The 14,188-nt window shown below is 55.3% G+C and carries 12 protein-coding genes and 6 pseudogenes; 16 read left to right on the top strand and 2 right to left on the bottom strand.

Annotated features, from left to right (window positions below; all coding sequences use genetic code 11):
* Positions 1-84: 84 nt before the first annotated feature.
* From NSQ51_RS10745 to NSQ51_RS10725, 5 genes are all read left to right on the top strand, one after another.
* The gene (locus tag NSQ51_RS10745; protein WP_121650072.1) at positions 85-1,428 is read left to right on the top strand and encodes a dihydrolipoamide acetyltransferase family protein; all 1,344 of its coding nucleotides are present in this window, start codon (positions 85-87) and stop codon (positions 1,426-1,428) included.
* A 118-nt stretch (positions 1,429-1,546) separates the two neighbouring features.
* Complete coding sequence (locus NSQ51_RS10740) at positions 1,547-2,524, top strand: lipoprotein (protein ID WP_049625108.1); 978 nt, start codon at positions 1,547-1,549, stop codon at positions 2,522-2,524.
* A complete protein-coding gene (locus tag NSQ51_RS10735) occupies positions 2,521-3,195 on the top strand; it encodes a response regulator transcription factor (RefSeq protein WP_049625109.1) in 675 nt (224 codons plus the stop codon). Before NSQ51_RS10740 ends, NSQ51_RS10735 begins: the two co-directional genes overlap by 4 nt.
* A 2-nt stretch (positions 3,196-3,197) precedes the next feature.
* Positions 3,198-4,604 carry an ATP-binding protein gene (locus tag NSQ51_RS10730; RefSeq protein ID WP_049625110.1) on the top strand — a complete coding sequence of 469 codons (1,407 nt, stop codon included), beginning with the start codon at positions 3,198-3,200 and terminating at the stop codon, positions 4,602-4,604.
* A gap of 66 nt (positions 4,605-4,670) precedes the next feature.
* Positions 4,671-5,255: a Uma2 family endonuclease gene (locus tag NSQ51_RS10725; protein WP_049624849.1), complete on the top strand. Its 585-nt coding sequence runs from the start codon at positions 4,671-4,673 to the stop codon at positions 5,253-5,255.
* A 94-nt stretch (positions 5,256-5,349) separates the two neighbouring features.
* Here the strand turns inward: NSQ51_RS10725 and NSQ51_RS10720 are convergent.
* A pseudogene (locus tag NSQ51_RS10720) lies at positions 5,350-5,484 on the bottom strand (type II toxin-antitoxin system HicB family antitoxin); the annotation flags it as partial.
* Positions 5,485-5,527: 43 nt separating this feature from the next.
* Between NSQ51_RS10720 and NSQ51_RS10715 the strand changes: the two are divergent.
* The 6 genes and pseudogenes from NSQ51_RS10715 to NSQ51_RS10690 form a co-directional block, all read left to right on the top strand.
* A pseudogene (locus NSQ51_RS10715) lies at positions 5,528-6,670 on the top strand (methylmalonyl-CoA mutase family protein); the annotation flags it as partial.
* A pseudogene (locus NSQ51_RS10710) lies at positions 6,661-6,857 on the top strand (methylmalonyl Co-A mutase-associated GTPase MeaB); the annotation flags it as partial. The pseudogenes NSQ51_RS10715 and NSQ51_RS10710, both read left to right, overlap by 10 nt.
* Before the next feature lie 32 nt (positions 6,858-6,889).
* Positions 6,890-7,327, top strand: a complete 438-nt coding sequence (locus NSQ51_RS10705; RefSeq protein ID WP_049624851.1) for a BrxA/BrxB family bacilliredoxin — start codon at positions 6,890-6,892, stop codon at positions 7,325-7,327.
* A gap of 657 nt (positions 7,328-7,984) precedes the next feature.
* A pseudogene (locus NSQ51_RS10700) lies at positions 7,985-8,281 on the top strand (nucleotidyltransferase domain-containing protein).
* Positions 8,282-8,450: 169 nt separating this feature from the next.
* Positions 8,451-9,425 carry an aromatic acid exporter family protein gene (locus tag NSQ51_RS10695; RefSeq protein ID WP_033016459.1) on the top strand — a complete coding sequence of 325 codons (975 nt, stop codon included), beginning with the start codon at positions 8,451-8,453 and terminating at the stop codon, positions 9,423-9,425.
* Between the two features lie 68 nt (positions 9,426-9,493).
* On the top strand, positions 9,494-10,000 hold the full coding sequence (locus NSQ51_RS10690; RefSeq protein WP_049624854.1) for a L,D-transpeptidase: 507 nt from the start codon (positions 9,494-9,496) through the stop codon (positions 9,998-10,000).
* Positions 10,001-10,043: 43 nt separating this feature from the next.
* Here NSQ51_RS10690 and prli42 read toward each other — a convergent pair whose 3' ends face one another.
* Positions 10,044-10,136, bottom strand: coding sequence for a stressosome-associated protein Prli42 (gene prli42, locus NSQ51_RS10685; RefSeq protein WP_152908485.1), 93 nt, complete (start codon positions 10,134-10,136; stop codon positions 10,044-10,046).
* A gap of 213 nt (positions 10,137-10,349) precedes the next feature.
* Here prli42 and NSQ51_RS10680 point away from each other — a divergent pair.
* The 5 genes and pseudogenes from NSQ51_RS10680 to NSQ51_RS10660 form a co-directional block, all read left to right on the top strand.
* Positions 10,350-10,682: pseudogene (locus NSQ51_RS10680) on the top strand (VOC family protein); the annotation flags it as partial.
* A pseudogene (locus NSQ51_RS10675) lies at positions 10,675-11,859 on the top strand (acyl-CoA carboxylase subunit beta); the annotation flags it as partial. The pseudogenes NSQ51_RS10680 and NSQ51_RS10675, both read left to right, overlap by 8 nt.
* Before the next feature lie 258 nt (positions 11,860-12,117).
* The gene (locus NSQ51_RS10670) at positions 12,118-13,242 is read left to right on the top strand and encodes a tripeptidase T (protein WP_033016462.1); all 1,125 of its coding nucleotides are present in this window, start codon (positions 12,118-12,120) and stop codon (positions 13,240-13,242) included.
* Between the two features lie 117 nt (positions 13,243-13,359).
* A complete protein-coding gene (locus tag NSQ51_RS10665; protein WP_049624856.1) occupies positions 13,360-13,845 on the top strand; it encodes a chemotaxis protein CheW in 486 nt (161 codons plus the stop codon).
* Between the two features lie 82 nt (positions 13,846-13,927).
* Positions 13,928-14,122: a hypothetical protein gene (locus tag NSQ51_RS10660; RefSeq protein ID WP_080986169.1), complete on the top strand. Its 195-nt coding sequence runs from the start codon at positions 13,928-13,930 to the stop codon at positions 14,120-14,122.
* The last annotated feature ends 66 nt before the right edge of the window (positions 14,123-14,188 follow it).

Raw genomic sequence — 14,188 nt, 5'->3', positions numbered from 1 at the left:
GGAGCTTCTCAAGTTTTGAGGCGAACCGCAGGCGGCCGGGGCGCCGCGGCGAAGACATTGCAGCCAAGATAGGAGGGTATCGATGTGGCCATCGAACAATTGACGATGCCTCAGCTCGGGGAAAGCGTCACGGAAGGCACGATCAGCAAATGGCTCGTTTCCCCGGGCGACAAAGTGAACAAATACGACCCGATCGCTGAAGTCATCACCGATAAAGTGAGCGCGGAAATTCCGTCGTCGTTTGCCGGCGTCATCCGCGAGCTGATCGCCAAAGAAGGGGAGACGCTCCCAGTCGGCGCGCCGATTTGCACGATCGAAGTCGAAGGCGCTGCACCGGCTTCGGAAGCGAAGCCGGCGGATGAAGCGCCGAAAGCAGAAGACAACGCCAAGCCAGCCGCTCCGAAAAAGGCCGGCCGGGCAAACAACGGCCGCTATTCGCCGGCCGTGCTCCGCTTGGCTCAGGAACACGGCATTGACCTCGAACAAGTCGAAGGCACCGGCCTTGGCGGGCGGGTGACGCGCAAAGATTTGCTGAAGCTCATTGAGTCCGGCCAAATTCCGAAAGCGGGAGCGGCACCGGCGGCGGAACAAGCGGCGCCAAAAGCGGAACCGAGAACGGAACAACCGGCCACAGCCGCCGCGGCGGCTCAACCGTCTGCCGCGGCCGCGCCAACTGCGCCGCAAGCAGCGCCGGTCAAACTAGCGGCCCCGAACGTCGAAGCCGGAGCGGGCGACATCGAAATTCCGGTCACCCCGGTGCGCAGAGCGATCGCCGCGAACATGCTCCGCAGCAAACACGAAGCGCCGCACGCTTGGACGATGGTCGAAGTCGACGTCACCGATCTTGTCGCCTACCGCGATGCCATCAAAGACGAGTTCAAGCGGCGTGAAGGCTTCAATTTGACGTATTTCGCCTTCTTCGTCAAGGCGGTCACCCAAGCGCTGAAAGAATTCCCGCAGCTGAACTCGACGTGGGCGGGCGATAAGATCATTCAACGCAAAGACATCAACATCTCGATCGCCGTCGCGACGGATGACGCCTTGTTCGTGCCCGTCATCAAGCACGCCGATGAAAAAACGATCAAAGGCATCGCCCGTGAAATCGCTGAACTGGCGGCGAAAACGCGCGCCGGCAAACTGCGCCCGGAAGACATGCAGGGCGGCACGTTCACCGTCAACAACACCGGCGCGTTCGGCTCGGTGCAGTCGATGGGCATTATCAACTACCCGCAAGCGGCCATTTTGCAAGTGGAAACGATCGTCAAACGACCCGTCGTCAAAAACGGCATGATCGCCATCCGCGACATGGTCAACTTATGCTTGTCGCTTGACCACCGCGTCTTGGATGGCCTCATTTGTGGACGCTTCCTTGCCCGCGTCAAAGCGATTTTGGAAAATATGAACAAAGACAACACGCCGATTTATTAACGGTTCCCCCATCGCCATCGGTTGGCGGTGGGGTTTTTGCATGGCGCGATTTCAAACTTCTCTCACAAATGTGAGGTATAATGGGGGCAGAAACGAATAGGTGAAGGAGAAACTCGAGATGAAACGAGAGAGCGTATGGATGCTGTTGTGTTTGTTCTTTATGCTAAGCGGCTGCGCGAAGACATCGTTTCCTCCGATCGCTGATTCGCTGTCGGTCGTCATCAGTCTCGATGTCAAAGCGGAAACGGTCACCTTTTTGAACGCGAAAAATGGCGGCAAAATCGCCCGCTGGAACATTGATCAGCCGTTTCAAGGCGGGGTGTTGAGCCCAGACGGCCGGACGCTTTTTTTGTACGGGCGGGATCTTGACGGGGTCTATCGGTACGATCTCGCGACCGGGAAGCTGCTTGGCGAATGGAAAATAGGAAGCGGCATTGTGAGCGCTGCTCCATCTCCGGATGGCCGCACGTGGTTTTTTGGCGACAGCACCCATCACGCGGTGCGCGTTGTGAGCCGGGACGGGAAAGAAATCGCCCGCCTTTCGGTCGGACGCTCCCCGATGACGCTGCTGGTCAATCGCGCTGGAACGAGGTTGTATGTGATCGATTTTCAAGACGAACGGACGTGGATCATCGATGTGGACCGCCGCCGCGTCATCCGTTCGTTCGCCGTGCCGAAGTTCGCCTTGGGCGGAGTGGTGCGTGAGCGACAAGAGGAGCTGTGGGTCGGCGGGCACGGCAGCGGAAGCCGTGTGGAAACGAACATTCATGTCTACTCACTGCAAGACGGCCGCTTGCTCCGGACGATCGCCGCTCCGGTCATGCCGGTCGATTTCGTCGAAACAGGCCGCGGCGTGTTTGTGCTAAGCCATGGCTCCAACACAGTTTACCAATTTTCCCTAGATGGAAAGAAACTCGCTTCGGCGTCTGTCGGCGCCAATCCATTTGCGATGGAAGCGGCGTTCGGTCGTTTGTATATCGCGAGCTATGACAGCGATGAAATCATCGTGGTCGATGAGGCGACGTTGCGTCCGCTTGTCCGTTGGAAGACGGGAGACGGCCCGCTGCAACTATTCATTCGGGAGGGACGAACATGAGCGAACGAACCGTTTTAATCGTCGATGATGAAGAAGAAATGCGCCTGCTCGTTGGCATGTATTTGGAAAACGCCGGCTTTCGCTGCCTCGAAGCAGGGGACGGGGAAGAAGCGCTGGTGCTGCTTTCGCAACATCCGGTTGATGCCGTGCTGTTGGACGTCATGATGCCAAAACAGGACGGATTCGCCGTCTGCGCCCGCATCCGCGAGCAGTCGGACGTGCCGATTTTGTTTTTGACCGCGCTTGGCGAAGAATGGGACAAAGTGAAAGGATTGAAGCTGGGAGGCGACGATTACATCGTCAAACCGTTCAGCCCGGGAGAGCTCATCGCCCGCCTTGAGGCGGTGCTGCGCCGGGTGCAGCGTGTCCGCGAGCACGACGGACGGCTGCAATTTGGCGACCTTGTCATCGACGAAAAAGGCCGAACCGTGACCGTTGGCGGCAAACCGGTGAAATTGACGTTGAAAGAGTTTGAGCTGTTGCTGTTTTTGGCGAAGCACCGCGGTCAGGTGTTCAGCCGCGACGACTTGCTCGTCAAAGTGTGGGGATATGATTATACAGGAAACGCTCGCACGGTCGATACGCATGTGAAAACGCTGCGCATGAAGCTGAAAGACGCCGCTCGCCATATCCAAACCGTCTGGGGCATCGGCTACAAGTTTGAGGGATGAACATGAAACGGCTTCGGTTAGGACAAAAACTATGGCTGTCGATCGGCGCCGCGGTCGTGGTGACGCTGGCGTTTTCTTTTGGTCTTCTCAATTATTTTTACCGGACGGTGTACATGAAAGAAGTTGAGCGAACGTTGATCGCGGAAGGGACGAGCCTCGCCCGCGACTATCGCGGCGGGGCGGTGACGGAGGCATATCGCCGTCAAATCGAATGGTATGACGAAAAATCAACGGCCACGATCTTATTGATTGACAACCCGCGCGAACTGAGCGCCTGCTTTCCGTTTCCGGTCCACTATGACGCGTTAGTCAGCGGCCGCGACCGGGAAACATTGTTAGCCGGGAAGCCTGTTGTCAAAACGGGATACGAAAAGCGGTTCGGCCGCCGCGTGATGGCGGTCGTCGTTCCGCTTTTGGACGGCAAGCGGCTTGAAGGAGCGATTTACTTGTATTTGCCGTTAGCCGACGTTCAGGAAGCAACGAAGCGGGCGGCCGCCGCGTTTTGGCCGTTGGCCGCCATATTCGCCGCCGCGCTTTTGGTTGTCGGCCGACGGATGGTGCGGCAGATGACCGAGCCGCTGCAGGCGATGGAACAAGCGGCAGAACGCATGGCGGAAGGACGCTACAAAGCGGACATCCCCGTGCGGAGCGATGATGAAATCGGCCGCCTGGCGGAGGCGTTCAACCAAATGGCGGACGCCATTGCCAAAGAAGACGAGCGGAAGCGCGAGTTTTTAGCGAACGTCTCGCATGAGCTGCGCACGCCGCTCAGCTATATGAAAGGATACAGCGAAGCGCTCCTTGCTGGCCTCGCGAAAACGAAGGAAGAAGAAAAGGCGTACCTTCGCCTCATCCGCCGCGAAACGGAGCGGATGGAGCGGCTGGTGCGCGATCTTCTTGACCTGGCGCGCCTTGAAGGGCAAAGCGTGCCGCTCGAGCGCGCGCCGGTGGCGTTCGCCCAAGTGATCGAAGATGTCATCGCCACGTACGAACCGATCGCCGCGCAAAAGCGGATCGAGCTGGCGTGCGAGTTGGACTATGACATCATCGTCAACGGCGACGCCGACCGGCTCGAACAAGTCGTGCGCAACTTGCTTGACAACGCCATCCGCTACACCCCAGAAGGCGGTGTGGTGACGGTGCGGCTTTCCCGCTTTTCGGAAGCGGAAGGCGAGCTTGTCGTCCAAGATACGGGCAAAGGCATTCCAAAAGACCAGCTCCCGTTTCTCGGCCAGCGCTTTTTCCGCGTCGATCGCGCCCGCACTCGCAAAGAAGGCGGCACCGGCTTGGGGCTTGCCATCGTCAAACAAATCGTCTCTCTTCATGACGGCGCGATTTGGTTCGACAGCGACCTTGGACGCGGGATGACCGTATTCGTCCGCCTGCCGCTCGTTCGGGAAGAGGAATAAACATCGTTCAAGATACAGGAATGGATGGTGTATAATCAATATAAAATTAGGAGGAAGGTGGAGGATATGGATTCACCAGAAAAGGAACAGGCCCCTATGACCTACAAAGAGTATGCGACATGGCCGGAAGGAAAACGGTGCGAGGTGTTGGATGGGAACATCATCAGCATGGCGCCGTCGCCGACACCGGAACATCAATCCGTTTCGCTCCAACTTTCCATTGAATTCGGGATGCATCTTCGTGGGAAGGATTGCCGCGTGTTGGCCGCCCCGATCGATGTGTATCTTTTCGAAGATCATCGAAAGGGATGGATGGATGAAAACGTCCGAAACTGGGTATGCCCCGATCTTGTCGTCATCTGCGACAAAAACAAAATTCAAAAAAACCGCATTGTCGGGGCTCCGGATTTGGTCGTCGAGATCTTGTCCCCCGCCACGGCCAAAATCGACCGGATGGACAAACGGATCGCGTACGAGCGGGCCGGGGTGAAGGAATATTGGATCGTTGACCCGGCGAATCAAGTGGTGGAAGTGTATTTGCGCGGAAAAACAGGAAGATTGGAACTTCATGGAGTGTACAACCGGGATGACGCCGTTTTGGTTCATGTATTGAAGGATTTCGTGATCGATTTGCGAAACATTTTCCAATGAATAAATGGCAGTTGAGATTTTCGCTAAGCGGCGATTTGGAGGGGGACGAGGGAGCATCGTCCAAGAGAGCATGCAACAACGCCCTCTTCCTTTCATGTTTTTTCAGGGCTTCTTGGAGGATTTGTGAATCGTTGAGATGGTGTTGTTTCGCCAAGTCATCGAGCCATTTCGGGATCGTTCATGTTTTTTTGACCGCTTTGTTTTCCATTTCATGGCGAAATGGTGGCATCAGCAAGTTGTTTGCCTTTTTGTTCATTGTCCAAACGCGGCCGATGTACTACAATAAACATAGAAACCGTTTTTCCCACACGAAGCGTCATCAGCGTTTTGTTCTGAGCAGACGGGTTCGAGAGGGAAAGGTGCGGCTTGAAAAGAAAGCGGTTTCTTATGTCTGGAAGGCAAAGGGGGATCGGAATGAGCGATGTCGCAAAGATGTCGGACTCGCTGATGAGTTTTCACGGCGCATCGCCCGCAATACGCAGCTGTACTTGCAGGAAGAAACGGGCATTTGCCGGACGATCGATCCATGGGCCGGTTCGTATTACGTCGAGACGTTGACGAACGAGTTGATGAAGCGGGCGTGGGTGCATATCGAAGAAATTGAAAGCTTGGGCGGGATGGCGAAAGCCATTGAAACGGGCATCCCGAAAATGCGCATCGAAGAAGCGGCGGCCCGCCGCCAAGCGCGCATCGATTCAGGAGCGGAAACGATCATCGGCGTGAACAAATACCGCCCGGACAAAGAAGAACCGATCGACATTTTGGAAGTCGACAACACCGCCGTGCGAAAGCGGCAAATCGAGCGGCTGAACGAGCTCAAGGCGACGCGCGATAGCGAGCAGATCGAAGCGGCGCTTGCCGCCATTACAAAAGCGGCGGAAACGGGCGAAGGGAACTTGCTTGAGCTTGCCGTCCAAGCGGCGCGCGTCCGGGCGACGCTCGGGGAAATTTCGTACGCGATCGAAAAAGTGGCGAGTCGCCATCGCGCCGCCATCCGCTCGATCAGCGGCGTGTACAGCTCGGAATACAAAAACGAAATCCAGCTCGAACGGGTGAAGCGGCGGGTGGAGCAGTTCGCCGAACTGGAAGGGCGGCGTCCGCGCATCTTGATTGCGAAAATGGGACAGGATGGGCATGACCGCGGGGCGAAAGTCGTCGCCACAGCGTTTGCCGATCTAGGGTTTGACGTCGACATCGGCCCGCTCTTTCAAACGCCGGAAGAAACGGCGCGCCAGGCGGTCGAAAACGACGTGCACGCTGTCGGCATCAGCTCGCTCGCCGGTGAACATAAAACGCTTGTGCCGCAGCTTGTGGCGGAGCTTGAAAAAATCGGCCGCGGCGACATTCTCGTTTTTGTCGGCGGCGTCATCCCGCCGCAAGACTACGCGTTTTTGTATGAGCACGGCGCCGCCGCCAGCAGCAAAAAGACTGGATGCACGCCATGATAAAGAATATATCGAAACGCGCTTTTTCGCCGACCCGATCGTGAAAGAGAAGCTTCCGATGCTCGAGAACAGCGTCATTTCCGGCGCCAAGCCGGTCACCGCCGCCGTCCGCGAGCTGATTGAAGCATACGAACGGAGCCTCGGCGGCGAAGTATGATATGATAAAGGCAAACCGAAGGAGGTGTTGAGATGTTCCAATTTCAATTTCCGCTCTATCACGACATCGTCGAACAAGCGCGGCGTGAAGCGGTCGAAGCCGGATTTGAAGAGCTGCGTACGCCGGAAGACGTCGATGCGGCATTCCGCCGTCCGGGCACCACGCTTGTCCTCATCAACTCCGTATGCGGCTGCGCCGGCGGCATCGCCCGTCCCGCAGCGGCCCATGCCGTTTACTACGACAAGCGCCCGGACCATTTGGTGACCGTCTTTGCCGGCCAAGACAAAGAAGCAACGGCCCGCGCGCGAGAGTATTTTGTCGGCGAGCCGCCGTCCTCGCCGTCGTTCGCGTTGTTAAAAGACGGAAAACTGTGTGCCATGCTCCACCGCCACGACATCGAAGGGCACGAACCGGTCGCCGTCGTGCAAAAGCTGCAGGCGCTGTTTGACGAATATTGCGAGGAAGTGTGAAAGGAGAACCCGAAGTTCGAAAAGGGACTTCGGGTTTTTGCATGACCATTATTGTTTGTGATAATAGAAATGAAGAAGGAAATTGATCGTATCAGTCAAATAAATGAGCAACAAGTCACAACTGTTTTAGATGGTGTTTCAGAAAATGTCATGAGTAAAATTTACAAAGAATCGGTATTAAAATTATTACTGTATCGAAAAGAATGGCTCGTAAATTGGTATATGGAGGTGAAATAAGCGATGCGCCCTTTTGTGCTTTGGTTAATTTGGCAAAATGAATGTACTCGGCAGCGATATCATATTGGAAACTTATTACACGATGGGGATAAGTATGTATTTTATTATGAACGTGTATATTCCTGCTTTCTATAGCGAGTTTATGTTTAACCTTATTCAAAATAACGGGCGTTATATGGCGAGAATTGAATCAATTCATGTTGAGGCTTTTCCACAGCGGAAAGTAAATATAAGTGTCTACGGTGAGCTCCTCCCATCTTGCCAGACGCAAGATCTCGATATGCTACATGAAATATCGTTAGAAGTGATTTAGTCTGTTCACTGTTTTCTGAAGTAGGCATGTTTGATTTCAGATGAATGAATATGTCCACGAAATCGAAACGCTACTGCAAAACATCAAAGAAGAAGTGATCGACCGTGATGTATGGAATGAGCCCGACCGTGTTTGAACGGCTGATGGCGTATTTCGCGGGCGAAGAAGATATACAAAAAGTCGTTTTGTTCGGCTCGCGGGCGCGCGGCATGGCCCGCTACAACTCGGACATTGACTTGTGCATTGACTAGACCGGAAAACAGAAGTGGAAAATCAAAGAGGATCTTGACGAGATTGTCGGCATTTACTCATGTGATGTGCTCTTTTTCGACGCGCTGAACGAAGCGATCCGGCGCGAAATCGAGCGCGACGGGAAGACGATTTATGAGAAATCTCCGTCGTGAGCCTAGGCGGCCTGCCCTGCATGAGCGGACAGCCGCCTTTTTTGTCCTTTTGCGCCTGTTGGGACAGATCGGCTTCAGAGCGGAGGCCAGGATTGTCCGTTTTTCCTTGCACCGAAAGGGCCGTCATCGGTACAATGAAGTCGGCAACCATTGGCAAAGGAGACTCGCGATGAAAATCGGCTATCGGACATTGAAAACGGCGGTGGGGGTGGCGCTGGCGATTGCCATCGCTCAGCTCATCGGTCTTCATAACTTCGCTTCTGCCGGCATTATCGTCATCTTATGCGTCCAAGTGACGAAAAAGCGGTCGCTTGAGACCGCCCGGGCTCGTTTTGCGGCGTGCGTTGTCGCGATCGGGTTTGCGGCGTTGTTTTTTACCGTCTTCGGCTATCATCCGTGGACGATTGGGCTGTTGCTTTTGTTGTTCATTCCGGTGACGGTTCGCTTGAAAATCAATGAAGGCATTGCGACAAGCTCGGTCATTATTTTGCATTTGTATGCGGCCGGGGACATCACGTGGGGATTGGTCGCCAATGAGATCTTGCTGGTAGCGGTTGGCATTGGGGTAGCGCTGCTGATGAACATGTATATGCCGAGCGCCGAGAAGCAGCTCAAAGAGTACCAGTGCATTGTCGAAGATTTGTTTCGCATTATTTTAAAAGAAATCGTCCGCTACTTGCGCACAAATGAGCTTGATTGGGATGGGAAGGAGCTGCCGCTTGCGGCGGAGACGCTCGACAAAGCGAAAAAGCTCGCCATGCGCCACGCCGACAATCAATTATGGCGGAATGAGGATGAATATGTCCGCTACTTCCGCATGCGCGAGCGGCAGTTGGAAATCATCGAGCATATGCTTCCGCTTGTGACATCGCTTGTCTACACGGTCGAGCAGCGGATGATGGTCGCCGATTTTATCGACGAATTAAGCGATGCCATTCACCCGGGAAATACGGCCGATCGGTTTTTGCGGCGCCTTGCCGAGATGCGCGAACAGTTTAAGGCGATGCCGCTGTCAACGACGAGCGAACAGTTTGAAGAGCAGGCGGCGTTGTTTCATTTGGTGCGCGAATTGGAGCGATATTTAATCATCAAAAGCGAATTCCATCTCGGAAATGAACGAAAACCGCAGCGGCTGAAGGCATGATGCAGGGCATATGTCCATCCGTTTTGGCGCACACTATAGCCAAACGCTCAAGCAAAGGATGGACGGATATGCGGGTATGGTTGGCCATTTGTCTCGTGATTGCCGAAGTATTGGGGGCTCCTTTTCAGACAGCGGCGGAGGCGAAGCCGCTTGTCATTGTGAACAAAGCGATCAATAAGCTCGCGCTCGTCCGCGACGGCCGCATCGAAGCCGTCTATCCGGTGGCGACCGGGGTGAATGCGGCGTTGACGCCGGAAGGAATGTTTACCGTGACGGTAAAGGCGAAACACCCGTATTATCGGAAAAAGAACATCCCGGGCGGAGCGCCGAACAATCCGCTCGGCACAAGGTGGATCGGTTTTGATGCGCGCGGGACGGATGGGCGCATCTATGGCGTCCATGGAACAAACAACCCTGCATCGATCGGGGGCTACGCTTCGCAAGGCTGTGTGCGTATGCACAACCGCGATGTCGAGCATTTGTACGAGCGAGTGCCGATCGGCGCACGCGTGCTCATTCTCCGCAGCAACGAGTCGTTTTACGACATTGCCAAGCGATACGGCGCCATCCAATGAGAAACGCAAGCTTCCTGTTTCGGAGCTTGCGTTTTTTGCCGGGTTAAAACCATAGGCTGATGCCGGCAAGGAGCGTCGTCAGCAGCATGCAAATGAGCATCAAGTAAACCACGAATTTTTGCGTTTTGCGCGACAACGGTCCGTCCTCCTTCCGTCCGCTGTTCTACGTTTATTGTAACGGCAAACAGCGGAGCGGACAAGGAAAAAAGCAGGATGAGAGATGAAACGAACCGCTCCATGGCTTGACCGTTGCGCAGACAAAGAAAAACAAAAAAAGCAGGATTTTTTGTCGAAACGGCGAATAATAAAACGTTGGCCTCATCATTTTGCGGCAAAGGGGTTGCAGACGATGCACGTGAAAAAAGTCGACCATATCGGCATCGCCGTCCGCTCGATTTAGAAAGCGCTTCCGTTTTATGCAGATGTGCTCGGCCTGCCGTTTCTCGGCATCGAGGAAGTCGAGTCGGAGCAGGTGAAAGTGGCGTTTTTGCAGGCGGGAGAGGCGAAACTGGAGCCGCTTGAGCCGCTGTCGGCAGAGAGCGCGGTGGCGAAAGTTATCGAGAAGCGCGGCGAAGGGATTCAGCATGTGGCGCTTGGGGTGGAAGACATCACCGAGCGCATCCGTGAGCTGAAGGAGCACGGCATCCGCATGATTCAAGATGCGCCGAAACGCGGCGCCGGTCATCGGCTTGAACGATTCGGGCGGCGCCCGCATTCAAGAAGGGGTCTTGTCGCTGGACGGGTACGGGCACGTTTTTTACCGCAACGCCATTTACTCCGGGGTCATTCCGCAAATTTCTGTCATCATGGGGCCGTACGCCGGTGGAGCCGTCTATTCGCCGGCTATCACCGATTTTGTGTTCATGGTCGAAAAAACGAGCCAAATGTTCATCACTGGCCCGAAAGTGATTGAAGCGGTGACCGGGGAGAAAATCAGCGCCGAAGATTTAGGCGGCGCCCGCGTGCACAACACGATCAGCGGCAACGCTCATTTTGCGGCGGCGAATGAAGAGGAAGCGCTCGCCGAGGTGCGGCGGCTCTTAGGCTATTTGCCGTCAAACAATAACGAAAAGCCGCCGTTTGGCCCGATTCCGGACGGGGACGATTACCGCCCCGATTTGGCTGATGTCGTGCCGATTGACGCCGTCCGCCCGTACGATGTGCGCCACGTCATCGCCCACGTCGTCGATGACGGATCGTTTCTGGAAGTGCAAAAAGATTTCGCCAAAAACATCGTGATCGGCTTTACCCGCATCAAAGGCGAAGTGGTGGGGCTTGTGTGCAACCAGCCGAAGTTTATGGCCGGCGGGCTTGACATTGATTCGTCCGACAAGGCGGCGCGTTTTATCCGTTTTTGCGATTCGTTCAACATCCCGATCGTTACGTTTGAGGACGTCACCGGCTTTTTCCCGGGCGTCAAGCAGGAGCACGGCGGCATCATCCGCCATGGGGCGAAAATTTTGTACGCCTACTCGGAAGCAACGGTGCCGAAAATTACGGTCATTTTGCGGAAAGCGTACGGCGGCGCGTACGTCGCCTTAAACAGCAAATCGATCGGCGCCGATGTCGTCTATGCGTGGCCGAACGCCGAAGTGGCCGTCATGGGGCCGCAAAGGGCGGTGAACATCATTTTCGCGAGCGAAATTGAAAAAAGTCCGAATCCGGAAGAAACGCGGGCGCAAAAAATTGCCGAATACCGCGAGAAATTCGCCAATCCGTATGTCGCCGCCAAATACGGCATGATCGATGACGTCATCGACCCGCGCGATACGAGAATCAAGCTCATTCAGGCGCTCGAGATGCTTCGAAACAAGCACGAGGAGCGGCCGAAGAAAAAGCATGGCAATATTCCGCTGTAAAAACGGGGTCAAGGGGCCCCGTTTTGTTGCTTGGCCTCTATTTTCGCATACGGATTCGCATCCATCAGGCTCATTCCGCTGCTATGTCTCCCATTGCTTACGGATTTTTTCGTCTGTCGAACCCGGGAGCTCGCGCTGGCGCATTGCGAACGTGGCTGTCAGCGCTGTGCGTGCCGATCGTTCCGGCGTCTGGTTTGGCTCTTGGCGGAACATTTCGGTATACTTAAGGTGGAATACATAAGCAGGAGGAAAAAAGCGATGGTCAATGAACAGCGTCTTGTCGACGAATTTTTGGAACTCGTGCAAATCGATTCGGAAACGAAGCATGAAAGGGACATTGCGAAAGTGCTCAAACAAAAGTTTGAAGCGCTTGGCCTCGATGTGATCGAAGACGATGCGGCCGCGAAAACGGGGCATGGGGCAGGCAACTTGATTTGCACGCTCGCGGCGACGAAAGACGGGGTGGATCCGATTTATTTCACGTCGCATATGGATACGGTCGTGCCGGGCAAAGGCGTGAAGCCATCGATTCAAGACGGCTATGTCGTCACCGACGGGACGACGATTTTAGGCGCGGATGATAAAGCGGGCTTGGCGGCGATGTTGGAAGCGATTCGGGTGTTGAAAGAGCAAAACATCCCGCACGGCGTGATCCAGTTTATCATCACCGTCGGAGAAGAGTCGGGGCTTGTCGGGGCGAAGGCGCTTGATCCGTCGCTCATCCAAGCGAAATACGGCTATGCCTTGGACAGCGACGGCAAAGTCGGCAACATCGTCGTCGCCGCCCCGACGCAGGCGAAGCTGAAAGTCGTTGTGCATGGCAAAACCGCTCATGCCGGTGTGGCGCCGGAAAAAGGGGTGTCAGCCATTACGATTGCGGCGAAAGCGATCGCGAAAATGCCGCTCGGCCGCATCGACGAGGAAACAACGGCCAACATCGGCCGCTTTGAAGGCGGCACGCAAACGAACATCGTCTGCGACCGCGTCGATATTTTAGCGGAAGCCCGTTCCCTCGTTCCGGAAAAAATGGAAGCGCAAGTGGCGAAAATGAAAGAAGCGTTTGAAACAGTCGCCGCAGAAATGGGCGGCCGCGCCGATGTCGAGGTCGAAGTGATGTACCCAGGCTTCAAGTTCAGCGACGGCGACCACGTCGTCGAGATCGCCAAGCGGGCGGCGGCGAAAATCGGCCGGCCGTGCAAGCTGGAGAAAAGCGGCGGCGGCAGCGATGCCAATATCATCGCCGGCTTCGGCATTCCGACGGTCAACCTCGCTGTCGGCTATGAAGAGATCCATACGACGAACGAGCGGATGCCGATTGAAGAGTTGGTCAAACTGACGGAAATGGTCATCGCCATTGTCGAAGAAGTCGCCAATGCCGAGTGAGCATCCCGAGGCTGGATGCTCTTTTTCTCGAGCGGAGAACATTCGCGCTGAAAAGTAGGATGAAAGCTGCCGATAAAAAAAGCAAAGGCAAGATGTTGAAGAAGAGAGGGCTGGGGAATGGACAAATACGTCATCTTTCGCGTTGAGCGGGAACAGTACGCCGTTTCGATCGCGTATGTCGTCTCGATTGAAAAAATGACAGCGCCGACCGCCGTTCCGCATATGCCGGACTATATGGCCGGCGTCGTGCGCATCCGCGGCGAGCTTGTGCCGGTGCTCGATATGCGAAAGCTTCTATATGGGAAAGCGATCGAGGAAACCGAGCAGACGCGTCTTGTCGTCGCCGCGGTCGACGGGTTGTCGGTGGCGTTTATCGTTGACGAAGCAAAGGAAATTGTCGATATTGAACCGGAAGCCATCAAACCGCTGCAGCTCGTATCCGCGGAGCGCACGCCGTATGTCGTCGGGATCGCGACGCTGCCGGAGCGGCTGCTCACGGTGCTGGATCCGCGCGTCTTGTTTGCCCATTTGGAAGAAGCGGACGCGATTCGCGAGCAGGTGGCCGCTGCCCAAGCCGCTGCCCGGGCAGGAGAGACGGTATAGGTGTTTGCCTATACCGTTTTTTCTTCCGCGCATATCCTAATCATGGAAATGAACTTCAACTCATGAAGAGGAGGCGCATTCCATGGTTCGACCGTTCGGTCCGTATATGGGCGGCTTTTATCCGCCGTACTTTGGCGGCTACGGCTATCCTCCATACGGTTATCATCATCATCATTGGCATGGAGGGTATGACGGCTATCATCACTTCCCGTATGGCGTGCCTTATGGTCATTACCTGTTTGGACCATACGGCTTCCCGCACTATGGAGGCTACTAAGCATGAGGGGCGTTGCGCCCCTTTCATTTTCAATATGAAAATGGCAAACAAATCCGTCGTGCAGAC

Origin of the sequence: Geobacillus sp. FSL K6-0789, assembly GCF_038593135.1 — a bacterium.
Lineage (GTDB): Bacteria > Bacillota > Bacilli > Bacillales > Anoxybacillaceae > Geobacillus > Geobacillus stearothermophilus.
This window is presented reverse-complemented; position numbering and strand designations above follow the sequence as displayed.

What these genes read in the sequence shown, in the direction of transcription:
- NSQ51_RS10660 (WP_080986169.1), top strand. Translation starts at nt 13,928, where the DNA reads ATGGTTCGACCGTTCGGTCCGTATATGGGCGGCTTTTATCCGCCGTAC.
- NSQ51_RS10690 (WP_049624854.1), top strand. Translation starts at nt 9,494, where the DNA reads ATGCGGGTATGGTTGGCCATTTGTCTCGTGATTGCCGAAGTATTGGGG.
- NSQ51_RS10665 (WP_049624856.1), top strand. Translation starts at nt 13,360, where the DNA reads ATGGACAAATACGTCATCTTTCGCGTTGAGCGGGAACAGTACGCCGTT.
- NSQ51_RS10730 (WP_049625110.1), top strand. Translation starts at nt 3,198, where the DNA reads ATGAAACGGCTTCGGTTAGGACAAAAACTATGGCTGTCGATCGGCGCC.
- NSQ51_RS10670 (WP_033016462.1), top strand. Translation starts at nt 12,118, where the DNA reads ATGGTCAATGAACAGCGTCTTGTCGACGAATTTTTGGAACTCGTGCAA.
- NSQ51_RS10735 (WP_049625109.1), top strand. Translation starts at nt 2,521, where the DNA reads ATGAGCGAACGAACCGTTTTAATCGTCGATGATGAAGAAGAAATGCGC.
- NSQ51_RS10695 (WP_033016459.1), top strand. Translation starts at nt 8,451, where the DNA reads ATGAAAATCGGCTATCGGACATTGAAAACGGCGGTGGGGGTGGCGCTG.
- NSQ51_RS10705 (WP_049624851.1), top strand. Translation starts at nt 6,890, where the DNA reads ATGTTCCAATTTCAATTTCCGCTCTATCACGACATCGTCGAACAAGCG.
- NSQ51_RS10740 (WP_049625108.1), top strand. Translation starts at nt 1,547, where the DNA reads ATGAAACGAGAGAGCGTATGGATGCTGTTGTGTTTGTTCTTTATGCTA.
- NSQ51_RS10725 (WP_049624849.1), top strand. Translation starts at nt 4,671, where the DNA reads ATGGATTCACCAGAAAAGGAACAGGCCCCTATGACCTACAAAGAGTAT.